The following is a 12,910-nucleotide window of genomic DNA, read 5'->3' as shown; positions in this document are numbered from 1 at the left end:
GGATAGACTCGGTATCAGGAAAATCCTATGAGAGCCGATACTTTGTTTACCCATGAACCGAATTATTAGGTTATCGCAGTTATATCGCTGAGTGGCGACTTCTTTGGTATCCCGTATCTCAGGCAAGAAGAAACTACATTTGGGTCAAAGGGTTTTAAGTCCGTAAGGACTCAGAACCCCGCGACTTAAATCGTGGGAGGTTCAGATAAATACCTATTATTATATATACGCAGTTATCATTGACTAGCTACAATTCCAAGGAAATAATGAATGTAGGAATTTTTTTGGAGGAGGAAGTTAGAATGAAAGGGAAATGGTATCAGCGATGGCAGTTAGGGATGCTTTTTACTTCAATGCTCCTTATCTTAGGGGTGGCAAGTGGTTGCAGTAGCAATGCGAAAGAGACGACTCAATCAACAACGACTAGTTCCGTAAACAAACAGTTACAAAGCCAACCGGAAAAACAAGCCAAGGCAGAAGAAGCTAAAAAACAAGCAGCCGAAGCAAAAAAGGCAGAAGAAGCTAAAAAACAGGCAGCTGATGCAAAAAAAGCAGAAGAAGCCCAAAAATTGCAAGCCCAAATCATACAAGCCCGTCAAGAAACAATTAAAGAGCTGGCGGCAAAAGAATATGAAGGGACACAAACGATTGAAATCAATCATAACGTACCTTTTTTTACAACAGAGGACTTGTCTTTAAAAAAAGGAGCATGGGAATCTTATGGTGATTTGGATGCCTTGAATCGGGCCACGTTGGCGGAAGCCATGCTTAATAAGAGTTTAATGCCAACTGGTGAACGAGGAGATATTTCCTCCGTATCACCAACAGGCTGGAAGAACAAACAAATCAAAGGCGGCTACTTGTACAATCGCTCCCACTTAATTGGTTGGGCGTTGTCAGGTGAAAATGCCAACTGGAAAAATTTGATTACTGGCACGAGGCAGCTGAATTCACCAGAAATGTTGCGCTTTGAAATGGATGTGAAAACGTATCTGGAGCAAAATCCTCAAAATTATGTACGCTATCGTGTGACGCCAATTTTCCGTGAGAATGAATTACTCGCGCGAGGGGTAGAAATGGAAGCCCAATCCATCTCTAGTGATGCGATTACGTTTCATGTGTATATCTTTAATGTGCAACAAGGGGTGACGTTAAATTATGCAGATGGGTCCAGTGTCGTTAGTAACGAATTTCTCTCCGATGAAGAACGAACAGCCAATGAGAAGGCAGTGCAAGCTCAACAAGCACAAGCGGCAACGCAAACGAACACAGTCGCCAATGAAGACAAGGAATACGTCAATCCTACTACTGGTCAAGGCTTAATCAAAGGGTCTAAAAATAAAATATATCATGTTCCAGGATCAAAATACTATGAACAAACCACGAATCCTGAAGCGTACTTTAAAACAATTCGCGAAGCCGAGCAAGCAGGCTACCGTGCACCAAAACGATAATAAAAAACCGGCAACTGTGGATTTTCGGTACTAGCCCCAAAAGTTAGATTTTTCGGTCTAACTTTTGGGATTGGTACATTTTCCAGAGCTTGACGGTTTTTTTCTATTTTATTGCGTCACAGGAATGGGGACTTTTTTGTTTGCTAAGGCTGCTTGTGCAACGGCTAAACGAGCAGCGGGTATCCGGAACGGCGAGCAAGAGACATAATCAACACCAATTTCAGCGAAAAAGGCAATCGATTCTGGATCCCCACCGACTTCCCCACAGACACCAATCAACATACCTGGTTTTGTCTGACGAGCTTTTTCTACGGCAATCCGAATGAGTGCACCGACACCTTTTTGATCTAAGTGTTGGAATGGATCGCTCTTCATAATCTTTTTTTCAGTGTAACTGTTGATAAATTTGCCAATGTCATCACGGGAAAAGCCGTATGTCATTTGCGTCAAATCGTTGGTTCCAAAGCTAAAGAAGTCTGCTTCTTGTGCCAAATCATCCGCAATTAAACAGGCACGAGGCAATTCAATCATGGTGCCAATTTCATACGAGATGGGTTCAATACCGGCTTCTTCGAATAGAGCATCAATGGTTTCAATTAAGAATTGCTTCACATGCAACAATTCTTCCTCTTCAGCAATTAAAGGAATCATAATTTCTGGGACAATTGTTTGTCCTTCATCAAGAAGGCGGAAAATACTCGTAAAAATGGCGCAAACTTGCATTTGATAAATGGCTGGTGTGGTAATTCCTAGGCGACAGCCGCGATGACCAAGCATCGGATTGGTTTCTTGCAAGCGGCGAATCTGTTCTTCGACGACGAGTGGCGACTTGCCTAATTTTCGAGCTAATTGGCGAATTTCATTTGGTTCATGAGGCAAAAATTCATGCATCGGTGGATCAAGTAAACGGATGACCATCGGCTTATCTTGCACAGTTTGATACATTTGGTAGAAATCTTCTTGCTGGAAGGTGACCAAACGATCCAATGCATCTTGGGCTTCTTGATCACTGTCGGCTAAGATTAAGCGACGCATTTCAAGCACTCGTTCCGCTCCAAAGAACATATGCTCCGTACGAGCTAGACCGATTCCTGTTGCTCCAAAATCCATCGCAGTTGTCAAATCTAAGACAGTTTCCGCATTGGCACGTACACGCAGTTCAGCCACTTCGTCTGCCCAAGCTAATAAACGTTGCAAATCATCATTGTTTTCAGCAATGACGGTGGGAATTTCATTTAAGAATAAGTTGCCAGATGTTCCATCAACGGATAAGATGTCTCCTTCAGTAAGAACCAGTTCGCCACATTTGACTTGCTTGTTTTGTTCATCAACTGTTAACGCTTCACAACCAGTGATACAACAAGTCCCCATACCACGAGCGACAACAGCAGCGTGAGAAGTCATGCCACCACGACTGGTAACGATTGCTTCACTGACAACCATACCCTCGATGTCTTCGGGAGAAGTTTCTTGCCGAACCAAAATGACTTTTTTTCCTGTATTGTGGAATTCTTTCGCAGCGTCCGCTGTGAATACCACTACACCTGTCGCTGCGCCGGGACTAGCGGGTAGACCAGTGGCAATGAGTCGCGCTTCTTTGATAGCCTGTTCATCAAAAATTGGGTGAATTAGTTGGTCAATCATTTCTGGCGAGATGCGGGTTAAAGCAGTCTCTTTGGTAATCACTCCCTCGGTTACAAGGTCGAGTGCAATCGTGAGGGCTGCTTTCGCTGTTCGTTTGCCATCCCGCGTCTGCAAGATATAGAGCTGCCCATTTTCAATGGTGAACTCAATGTCTTGCATGTCTTTGTAATGGTCTTCTAAAACTTGGGCGTAATGGACAAAGTCAGCATAGGCAGTCGGTAGTTTTTCTTTCAAATCGGCAATCGGTTCCGGTGTCCGAATGCCAGCAACGACGTCTTCTCCTTGAGCATTTAACAAGAATTCTCCAAATAATACATGTTCACCTGTCGCAGGATTACGAGTGAAAACCACACCTGTGCCGCTTTGATTGCCACTATTGCCAAAGACCATGGACTGAATATTTACCGCTGTACCCAAGTGATATGGAATATGATTTAATTCCCGGTAGACTTTGGCTCGTTGGTTATTCCACGAACGGAACACAGCCTTTGTTGCTTCAAATAATTGTTCAAATGGATCTTGGGGAAAGACGCGCTGATGAGCAATAAATTGTTGCTTGTATAACGCGATTAACTCTTCTTGTTCATTTAAGAAAAACGAATCGGCTGGTTTCCCTAGGGCTTGTTCTTTTTTTTCTAATAGCTCATAAAATTCTTCTTTGGGAATACCGAAAACCACGTCTCCATACATTTGTAGCAAGCGACGGTAGCAGTCATACGCAAAAGCGAGCGAAGTGGTTCGTGTGAAACCTCGTACACGTTGATCATTTAATCCTAGATTGAGAATGGTATCCATCATGCCAGGCATTGAAAACTTGGCGCCACTGCGTACAGAAACAAGGAGCAACGATTCGCGGCTAGTGAACGATTTGTTGGTTTTTTCTTCTAGTCGTTGAATCGCTTCCAAAATTTGTTTCTTTAATTGAGTATCAAAAAAAGTTTCCTCTTTGAGATAAGTCATACAGCACTCAGTAGTAATCGTAAAACCAGGTGGAACCGGAAGTCCTAAATGAGTCATTTCCGCTAAATTTGCCCCTTTTCCCCCTAATAAAGCCTTGTCTGTTCGGCGTCCTTCTTCAAAATCATAAATGAATTGCATATTTGTTGGCCTCCTAATTAAATATGTGACACAATTAATATATATGCATCATAATATGTGACATAATGATTGTCAATAGGTAAATGTATGATATTTTTTTATTGAATACGCGGCAATTAGATGTATAATGAGGATAATCATTCAAAAAAGTAATCATAATGGAGGTTGGCATGAAATTAACCGATCGACAAGAAAAAATTATTCAGATAGTCAAACAGCATCAACCAGTTAGTGGAGAAAAAGTATCCGAATTAATGGAGGTATCACGTGCAACATTACGTTCAGATTTAACTTTTCTGACACTGATTGGCCTATTACAAGCGACCCCCAAAGTAGGCTATACGTATGTCGGCAGTGCCGTTGAAACGTTCTTCTTTTTTGACGTTTTTCGCACAAAGGTGGAAACATTAATGATGCCCCCTCTTTTAGTAACGAAAGATACTTCCATTCGCGATGCCATCACAACACTATTTATGTATGATGTTGGCTCATTGTACGTCATTGATGAGCAGCAAGCGCTAGCCGGAGTATTGTCACGTAAAGATTTGCTACGGGCTTCAATGAACACAAACATTGATCAAACCCCTGTTGCTATCTGTATGACGCGTGCTCCTCATCTAAAAGTAGCCACCAAGGAGATGGATCTTTTGGAGGTTGCCAGCATTTTGCAAGACTTTGAAGTGGATTCATTGCCCATTGTAGCCACTGAGGACCAGTCCAAAGTCATTGGCAAAATAACCAAAACACGCATTCTTAATTACCTGATTCAACGTGCCAGAGAAGCAGAACTTAAACGATAGGAGAGAGTACAGTGAAAAAAGAAGTAGCCATTTACACGATTTCAGATTCAATTGGAGAAACATCCCAAAAACTAATTGGAGCCGTTATGGTTCAGTACCCCGAAGTAAGCTTTGATAATACCTATCGTTTTCCATTTGTAACGGATGAGCAAGAACTAATGGATATTTTAAAGGATGCCGAAAAAGACAATGCAATCGTCATCAGTACGCTAGTTAATCGCAAATTGGCGCAAGCGGCGCAAAACTTTAGTGTTCAAGCAAACTTGGCTTATTACGACTTAATGCAACCGTTTTTTTCGATGATTGAAGCCAAAACAAGTGCACAACCAATTGAAAAACCGGGCATCGTTCATAAATTAGATACAGAATATTTCCATCGGATTAGTGCCATTGAATTTGCTGTAAAATACGATGATGGCAAGAATCCGCAGGGGTTTTTGACTGCCGATATGGTAATTTTAGGCGTCTCACGTACGTCCAAAACACCATTAAGCATGTATTTGGCTAATCGCGGTCATAAGATTGCTAACTTACCTTTAATTCCGGAAGTACCTTTACCACAAGTCCTAGAAAAAGTGGATCCAAAACGAATCGTTGGATTGATTTGCCGACCAGAAAAATTAGTAAAGATCCGCAGTAATCGCCTAGAGTCACTAGGTTTGGGACAAACAACCAGCTATACCGACCTTGAAAAAATACGACGGGAACTGGCATATGCACAGAGCGTTTTCAAAACATATCAAGCCAACATAATCGATGTAACGGATAAATCGATTGAGGAGACTGCGTATCTTGTTGAAGAACAATTGAAAAGTTTAACAGTTGGCTTGTAATCAATCTTGGGAGGCATAGAGGATGAGTAAGGAAAAGTTTCGCGACTTGACACTTTATATTTCAAAGTTAACGCCGTATCTAGATGAAAAAAATGGGGTGACGTATCGTTATTTGGAGCCCATGTCTGTAGTAATGAAGAAGATGTTGACGGGTGTGTTTCTTTTTGATGAATTGGCAGATGCCATCAATGCATGGTGTGAAGCACATGCAGAATTTGACACACAAACCTACTATTCGGCAGTCAAACGAATTTTTGATGTGGAGGCACATTGCCAGTTACTACAACAGAAGATTGAAGCAATGTCAGAAGAGCAGGTCATTTTGTACCTTTATTATCAACAAAAACAGAGAGAAATTTCTCAAGATCGATGGTATCAATTTATCCAAGGCGGGAATGCTTTGCGGTGTTTGCGAAGATTACGGGAATTGGATGGTTGGTCAAAACCAGATTCTCCGTGGAGATTAGAATTGGGGATTTCTCAAGATGATGGCTTCAAGCAGTGCTTCATTGTTGATCTAAATGAAAAACGCTTTTCTCGTTTAAACGGGAAAGCGGACCAGGTCCTGGACGTATCATATGAACGAACACTAGCAAGTCATGAATTGACGCGGGTGCAATATCAATTAACACAGTTCCCATTTCATGATTGGTTGCTTCATTATAGTCATGAACGAGAGAGCCAAAAACAAAACTGGATGATCCGTATCACCTATCCACAAAAGGAAGAAGCAACTTTTGATGGAAAGAGTTATTATCCGTTGGAATTTCCAGCAATTCAAGCATTGATGTGCGAATTGGATCAAAGTAATTCGCACCACTGACAACGAGAAAAAGGTGCGTAGCTATACCAACCACAATTGGTCAATCAAAAAGGAACGTTTGAGGGATGGTACGTTTTTACAAAAGCGGACGCTCAATTAAGCGGATAAAGAGAAAATAAAACCTCTCAAGATTGAGAGTAGGTCACTGCTAGTACTCCATGATTAAAGCGCACACCAAAATTATTTATCAAAAAAATCGAACAATCAACGGTGGGTTCCTACACAATCGTGATTGTTCGATTTATTTTTTTGATTAATTGAATTCTATGCGCGCTTTACTGCGGTTGCAATGGCAGCATTGGTGGCCGTTTGTTCAGCTGCAATTAATGCAACCCGACTTTCAATGACGTTAATCCCCATGGTAATTTCACGAGTCAGACCAGGCGTGTGCAATTTTGGTTCAAAGAACTCTTTGTATTCAGCTAAACGTTCTGGTGTTCGGAAAACACGTGCAATCATTTGAATGTAGCTCGTAAAGGACATATCCCCTCCAACCGTATCAAGCAACCATTGCCAGTTGTTCCGAATCCAGTCCCAAGCCAGTTGTTCGCCAAGCGGATTGGCCAATGTGCTATAGAACCAGCCCCGCAAATCTTGTGGTTTAATCGTGTCGGCATCTTGGAATTTTGCTACGACTGCATCAAGAATCACGGATTCGTTTGCTTGAGTAATCGCCAATTGTAAACTTTGTTTGAAGCTTGCATCAGACGATTGACGATAAGCATGTAATAATTTTTCAAATAAGGCTTCGGTCCCATATTGTTTCACTTCATTCGCCAAGACAGATGCGCGAATCGCGGCTGGCAGTTGGCTTAATTTCTCTTGATAAGCTGTAAATAAGTTATGGGCATCTGCTATGGCAGCTGCGTTTTCACCAAAAAGTGCTGCTTTGGCAACGACTGGCCGTGTTAATTGGTCATCGTTGGCATCAGTGGCTTTTGGTGTCATGCCTAATCGAGTGTAGTTCGCTGTGCTTACTAAGCGATAATAAGCTTTCAATTGAGTTTCTTCGTCTGAATCTGGCGTGGCAAACAACTGAAATTCTTCCGCAATCACATACAATGCCTGATTGACAATTGCTGATGGACTATCTGCAAATTCTGGTAGCAGAGCAACCAATTCTGTAAAGGATACCTTGCGACCATTTGCCAATAACCGTAAATCTTGTAATAACTGCAATTGAGAAAGAGCATCAAAAGTCGTAGCTTCTCCCAGAATTTCTTGCCATAACGTGGCATCATATTGAACAATAAAATGGGAGTTATTGCCAACATTTAACCTGAAAGCTTCGCCAGCTTCGGCCCGAAGCGTCGCATAATCTCCCAATGAAAGAGTGGCTTCTTTCATTAATTCGGGAGCAGAGGCATAGTTACTTGCCAAGGGAATTTGCCATAAACGTCCTTGATCTTTGCCATCACCAATGAAAAATTGTTCTTGTGAAAGAACCAATTCTCCATTTACCACGGCTGCTTTGACAACTGGGTAGCCAGGTTGTTCCAACCATGAATGCATAACTGCCCCGACATCAATCCCAGACGCAGTAGCTAAGGCAGACCACAAGTCAGCACCGGTTGCATTTCCGTATTGATGAGCGGCAAAGTATGCTTTTAAGCCAGTTCGTAATGCTTCATCGCCAATCAAGGCGCGTACCATGACTAACATGCGGGCACCTTTCGCATAAACAATGGCCGCATCAAACAAAGCATCCACTTCTGCTGGATCTTCAACTGCAACGTGGACCGATTGAACACCATCTGTCGCATCCCGCAACAAAGCAGCTGGAACATCCGAGGTATGGAAGCTTTCCCAAACGTGCCATTCCGGTTCAATCGCATCAATACAAACGTATTCCATCATGTTGGCAAAACTTTCATTTAACCATAAATCATCCCACCATTTCATCGTAACCAAGTCGCCAAACCATTGGTGAGCGACTTCATGGGCAATCACGGTGGCAACCACACGTTTGGTCGTTAAGCTTGTATTATCGGGATCAAGCAATAAGTAAGCTTCACGATACGTAATCAATCCCCAGTTTTCCATTGCACCTGCTGAAAAATCGGGCAATCCTAATTGCCATGAATGAGGAAGTGGGTAAGGCGTTTGGAAAAAGTCCTCATAGAATTCAATCGAACGCTTGGCAATGTCTAAACCAAAGTCCAATTCCTTCGCGGCATGTGCGTAAGTGCCAAACACTCCTACTTTGACCCCACTTTTGGTTGTGGTCGTTTTGCTTTGCAATTCACCAAAACCAAAAGCAACCAAATAAGTTGACATCTTGACGGTCGTATCAAAATAGTGCACACCCTCAACACATTTGGTTTCTGGCATGTTGGCTAAGATGGTTTCCCCTTCCTGTTCATCAAAACGAATCGCTAAGTCAAACGTCGCTTTGGCTTCGGGTTCGTCCACACAAGGAAAGGCCTGCCGAGCAGAGTTGGTCTCAAATTGCGTCCCAATCAGTTGTTTCTTAACTCCGTCTACTTCGTAATACGAAGGATAGATGCCCATCATAGTATCTGTTAAGTTTGTTTGATAGGTAATGACAAGGGTTGTCTTGCCTGCTTTAGGCAATGTCAATCGGATAGCATCTTGATCGGCATCAATGTGAAAATCAATAGCCACGCCATCTGCTTGGACGGATTGAATGGTCAAATCCTTTTGATGAAGGGCAATGGTGGCTTGCTTGGCGATACCAGTGATGGTTGTTTTGCCGGAAATTTGTTTTGCCGCACGATCAATATCAAGAAAAAGTTGATAGTGTTCAGGCTCGAAAAGTTGATAAAAATGTTCAAATGCTGTCATGAAACTCCTCCTCTAAATGGTACTCATTCACTATTATAGCGAATATTTCAAAAATAGGATAAAAATTGAATGAGAGTTTTACGAAAAAAATAATTTGGGAAACCTAAATGAACGCACGACGAGCGAAATGCTAAGCTCCCGCATCGTAGATTAGTCATTTTTTCTAGTGTCTACTTTGATGGAAGCCTAGCAATTTGTTTTCCTCGTGACAGGTGTATTTAATGATTTCTTTCATTTTCTAGGCCTTCCAATGGCAACACTTTGAATTCGCCTTCGATAATTTCATCCATGGGTTTTTGGCGACGTTTGAAACGTTCAAGAAAGTGTCTTCTTTTAGCTAGTGTGAAAGGAGCTTCCGTAAATTGCCCATCAAGATGCAAGACAAACGCATCCGCCAGACGATTACCCATCGGAATGAACGTTACATAGGTGAGGCTACCTGAAATGACGCCTCCGATAATAGGAACCGATTTGGTGACGGTTTTCTCAATGGATTCTTGAGTAATCGTTTGCCCCATCTTAGCGCCCACTTTTTTGACTAGTGGGAACCAACTTGTTTGAGTCAGTGTTTTGGCTGCGATGCGTTGTCCAAGATGTTCTCCCGCTTGCTTGGAAATTTTTGAGACCAGAAAGGCTGCACCACCAACCCCAAACATGACCCCAAGATAGGCAATAATTCGCAGTTTTGCTTCTTCGGATAGTTCATCTGTTTTACTTGTAAATAAGTCCTCTTCTCCAAATAAATAGGCAATTTGTTGCGCCATATGAATCGCAAAACCGAAATATTGTGCAACATCAGCACTACCAGCGACCATCATAATTAATGGATTAGAAGGCATTCCTGCCGCAAAACTTGCTAAAGAAGTTTTCTTGGTGCTAGTTTTGATAATTTCTGTAGCCTTTTTTCGTAAATCAGTCGTCGTATAAACGGACTGTGGCCCATATTTAATGATCTTCTCCAAATCAGGTGATCCCGCAAATTGTTCTTTTAGAAACTTCTTGCGATTCACGCGGATGATAGGTAGTTTTGCGACCACACCAATTGTCTTGAGTGTCCGCTCGTATAATTTATCTTGCTTTGATTGAGCAGTTGCTGCTTTTGCCATCCGGTACCTCCTATGTAGAGTTTGTTATAGGTATAGTATACAGGAACAGGGAATTTAAGATAATTAAATCACTTGACGATACGAAAAAAATTGCTTTTTTAGGTATTTCATTTGATAATAATAGAAAAACTTATGTTGTAGAGGAGCGATAGTGTTGTCAAATAGTCAAAACTCAAAAAATTTGTACCAAGCATTATGGAATTCAGCAGATATTTTGCGATCAAAAATGGATGCAAACGAATACAAGAATTATCTTTTAGGGCTGGTTTTTTATAAGTATCTATCAGATAAAATGCTCGTATTGGCGGTTGATTTGCTAGAAAAAACTGCTAATAACTTGGAAGAAGCTCAAGCGATTTTCAATGAAGCTATGACTGATGAGGAAATTCGTAACGATTTAATTGAAGCCCTACAAGATGAAAACTCCTATGCTATTGCGCCATCATTAACCTTTACAGCGTTAGTGAGTGACGTTTTTCGCGGGAAATTTCAATTAGAAGACTTGGCGCAAGGCTTTCGTAATATTGAACAAAGTAGCGAACTTTTTGAAAATCTATTTGAAGATGTTGATTTGTACTCTAAAAAATTAGGATCGACCCCACAGAAACAGAATCAAACGGTAGGTAATGTCATGAAAGAACTCGCTGGACTTGACTTAGCACATCAAGGCGATGTTTTGGGCGATGCTTATGAATATTTGATTGGACAATTTGCTTCCGAGTCAGGGAAAAAAGCAGGGGAATTCTATACACCTCAGCCAATTTCAGAATTAATGACACGGATTGCGGTTGCAGGTAAAGAAGATCAAAAAGGCTTTTCAGTTTATGATCCAACGATGGGTTCAGGTTCATTACTACTCAATGTTAAAAAGTATTCAAATGAAAAGGGAACCATCAATTATTTTGGACAGGAATTAAATACGTCGACCTATAATTTGGCACGAATGAATATGATTTTACATGGTGTCGACATAGCCAATCAACATTTGCATAATGGTGATACGCTTGATGCTGACTGGCCAACAGAGGAACCTACCAATTTCGATGCTGTCTTAATGAATCCGCCTTATTCAGCAAAATGGTCAGGCGAAAAGGGTTTTTTAGATGATCCGCGTTTTTCCATGTATGGCGTTCTTGCACCAAAATCCAAAGCAGACTTTGCCTTTTTACTTCATGGATTTTATCATTTGAAAGAAACTGGTGTGATGGCCATTGTTTTGCCACATGGTGTTTTATTTAGAGGAAATGCAGAAGGAAAAATTCGAGAGATATTGTTGGAAAATGGTGCGATTGATACAGTTATTGGGTTACCAGCAAACATCTTTTTTAATACATCCATTCCAACAACGGTCATTATTTTAAAGAAAAATCGCCCAATGAAGGATGTTCTATTTATTGACGCATCGAATGATTTTACCAAAGGGAAAAATCAAAATATTCTTGAGCAACAGCACATTGAAAAGATTATTGAAACATACAAAAAACGCGAAAATAGTGACAAATTTGCACACGTCGCTTCATTTAATGAAATCAAAGAAAATGATTTTAATCTGAACATTCCTCGATATGTGGATACATTTGAAGAAGAAGAACCAATTGATTTAGGAGAACTATCAAAAGAAATTGTTACAACCAATCAAGAATTGCATGAAGCGGAACAAGAACTTGCTAAATTATTTGACGAATTAGTCTCAACAGATCAAGACATTGAGAAAGAATTGATGCAATTTCGTCAATTGTTCAATGGAGGTGGTCTTGCATGAGCACGACTAGAAAACCACTTGTTCGATTTAAAGGGTTTACGGAAGAGTGGGAAGAGCGTAAACTTTCAGAAATTGCGACGATGAATGCAAGAATTGGTTGGCAAAATTTAAGGACTTTAGAGTTTCTCGATAACGGTGACTATATGTTAATCACAGGGACTGACTTTAAGGATGGCGCAATCGATTATTCAAACATTCACTACGTAGAAAAAGAGCGTTTTGAGCAAGATAAAAAAATTCAAATTTCGAATGGAAGCATTCTAATTACAAAAGATGGAACTCTTGGTAAGGTTGCTTATGTTGAAGGTTTGACGATACCTGCCACCTTAAACGCAGGAGTTTTTAACGTCAGAGTTAAAGAGGCTCTTGCTGTTGATAGTAGATATTTGTTTCACTATTTAAAAGCACCGTTCCTTTTGAAGTTTGCAGACCAACGATCTACCGGTGGAACAATTAAACATTTAAATCAAAACGTCTTGGTTGAATTTCCTATTCCGTTACCACGTTTGGAAGAACAACACAAGGTGGCTAGATTATTATCAAATTTTGACAACACCATCGCTCTTCATCAACGTAAGTTAGAAC

Annotated in this window: 9 protein-coding genes; 6 read left to right on the top strand and 3 right to left on the bottom strand. The window is 41.0% G+C overall.

What is annotated here, in order from left to right; translation table 11 throughout:
* Positions 1-302 precede the first annotated feature (302 nt).
* Entirely contained in the window at positions 303-1,454 is a 1,152-nt protein-coding gene (locus ACFSR0_RS07130; RefSeq protein ID WP_379981317.1) for a DNA/RNA non-specific endonuclease, read from the top strand.
* 108 nt (positions 1,455-1,562) lie between these two features.
* Here the strand turns inward: ACFSR0_RS07130 and ppdK are convergent, their stop codons facing one another.
* The gene (gene ppdK, locus ACFSR0_RS07125; protein WP_379981315.1) at positions 1,563-4,196 is read right to left on the bottom strand and encodes a pyruvate, phosphate dikinase; all 2,634 of its coding nucleotides are present in this window, start codon (positions 4,194-4,196) and stop codon (positions 1,563-1,565) included.
* Positions 4,197-4,366: 170 nt separating this feature from the next.
* On the opposite strand from ppdK, the gene ACFSR0_RS07120 reads away from it, so the two are divergent.
* The 3 genes from ACFSR0_RS07120 to ACFSR0_RS07110 are packed head-to-tail and all read left to right on the top strand — an operon-like array spanning position 4,367 to position 6,652.
* Positions 4,367-4,996 carry a CBS domain-containing protein gene (locus ACFSR0_RS07120; protein WP_379981313.1) on the top strand — a complete coding sequence of 210 codons (630 nt, stop codon included), beginning with the start codon at positions 4,367-4,369 and terminating at the stop codon, positions 4,994-4,996.
* 11 nt (positions 4,997-5,007) lie between these two features.
* The gene (locus ACFSR0_RS07115; protein WP_379981311.1) at positions 5,008-5,829 is read left to right on the top strand and encodes a pyruvate, water dikinase regulatory protein; all 822 of its coding nucleotides are present in this window, start codon (positions 5,008-5,010) and stop codon (positions 5,827-5,829) included.
* A 22-nt stretch (positions 5,830-5,851) separates the two neighbouring features.
* Positions 5,852-6,652, top strand: coding sequence for a hypothetical protein (locus ACFSR0_RS07110; protein WP_379981309.1), 801 nt, complete (start codon positions 5,852-5,854; stop codon positions 6,650-6,652).
* A 264-nt stretch (positions 6,653-6,916) separates the two neighbouring features.
* Here ACFSR0_RS07110 and ACFSR0_RS07105 read toward each other — a convergent pair whose 3' ends face one another.
* Positions 6,917-9,457 (bottom strand): M1 family metallopeptidase, encoded by a 2,541-nt coding sequence (locus ACFSR0_RS07105; protein ID WP_379981307.1) that lies wholly within the window; start codon positions 9,455-9,457, stop codon positions 6,917-6,919.
* A gap of 218 nt (positions 9,458-9,675) precedes the next feature.
* A complete protein-coding gene (locus ACFSR0_RS07100; protein WP_379981305.1) occupies positions 9,676-10,563 on the bottom strand; it encodes a hypothetical protein in 888 nt (295 codons plus the stop codon).
* A gap of 154 nt (positions 10,564-10,717) precedes the next feature.
* On the opposite strand from ACFSR0_RS07100, the gene ACFSR0_RS07095 reads away from it, so the two are divergent.
* Together ACFSR0_RS07095 and ACFSR0_RS07090 are read left to right on the top strand one after the other, a co-directional pair.
* Positions 10,718-12,325 carry a type I restriction-modification system subunit M gene (locus ACFSR0_RS07095; RefSeq protein ID WP_379981303.1) on the top strand — a complete coding sequence of 536 codons (1,608 nt, stop codon included), beginning with the start codon at positions 10,718-10,720 and terminating at the stop codon, positions 12,323-12,325.
* Positions 12,322-12,910 (top strand): restriction endonuclease subunit S (locus tag ACFSR0_RS07090; protein WP_379981301.1); only part of this gene is annotated, 589 nt, incomplete at its 3' end. The genes ACFSR0_RS07095 and ACFSR0_RS07090, both read left to right, overlap by 4 nt.

Source organism: Enterococcus camelliae (genome assembly GCF_042685105.1).
Lineage (GTDB): Bacteria > Bacillota > Bacilli > Lactobacillales > Enterococcaceae > Enterococcus_G > Enterococcus_G camelliae.
Note: the sequence above shows the minus strand (reverse complement) of the source record. Positions and strands in the feature narration are given on the sequence as shown.